The organism is Kitasatospora sp. NPDC024654 (assembly GCF_055559155.1).
Genome location: NZ_JBVHLF010000292.1, coordinates 1 through 1,021 on the forward strand (window position 1 = coordinate 1; position 1,021 = coordinate 1,021).

Annotated in this window: 1 pseudogene; it reads left to right on the forward strand. The window is 68.0% G+C overall.

What is annotated here, in order from left to right:
• Positions 1–1,020: pseudogene (locus ACZ38L_RS39700) on the forward strand (transposase); the annotation flags it as partial.
• Between the last annotated feature and the right edge of the window lies 1 nt (position 1,021).

Consider the following 1,021-nt stretch of genomic DNA (forward strand, 5'->3'; position numbering starts at 1 on the left):
TTGGAGGAGTTGGCGCCGCTGGTCGGCAGGGCCGGCGCGTGCCGGGCGGTCGGGGTGAATCGGCCCACCTGGTACGCCCACCACCGCCAGAGCCCGGCCCCGCCGAGGCCGAAGCGGGAGCCGAAACCGCACCCCAAGGCCCTGTCCTGGGCCGAGCGGGACGAGGTCCTGGCCGTACTCCACAGCGAGCGGTTCGTCGACACCGCACCGGAGGAGATCTACGCGACGCTGCTGGACGAGGGCGTCTACCTGTGCTCGGCCTCGACGATGTACCGCCTGCTGCGCGAGCGCGACGAAGTCCGCGAACGCCGCCGGCAAGCGGTCCACCCGCCCCGCAAGAAACCGGAGTTGATGGCGGACGCCGTGAACACCGTGTGGTCCTGGGACGTGACCAAACTGCGCGGCCCCGAGCCCCGGGTCTTCTACTTCCTCTACACGATGATCGACATATACAGCCGCTACACGGTGGCCTGGATGGTCACCACCTGCGAGAGCGAGGAGCTCGCCCGGCAGTTCATCCGCGAGGCCCAGGAGAAACAGCAGGTTCCCGAGGGCCAGTTGACGATCCACTCGGACCGCGGCGCGATCCAGACCGCCAAGTCCGTGGCCGTGCTGATGGCCGACCTCGGCGTCACAAGGTCGCACTCCCGGCCGAAGGTGAGCAACGACAATCCTTACTCCGAGGCCCAGTACAAGACCCTCAAGTACCGGCCCGACTTTCCCGACCGCTTCACCGGCCTGGCGCACGCCCGCGACTGGTGCCGCGACTTCTTCGACTGGTACCACCACGACCACCGGCACTCAGGGATCGGCTGGCACACCCCGCACGACCTGCACCACGGCCTCGCGCAGCACGTCCGCGACTACCGCGCGGACATCCTCACCGACGCCTACGCCCGCCATCCCGAGCGCTTCGTCAACAAGCACCCCGAACCCCCGGCCCTGCCCGAGCAGGTCTGGATCAACAAGCCGACCGACCAGCACGATGAACAGGAGACAACGAACTCAGCACAGCATTAGC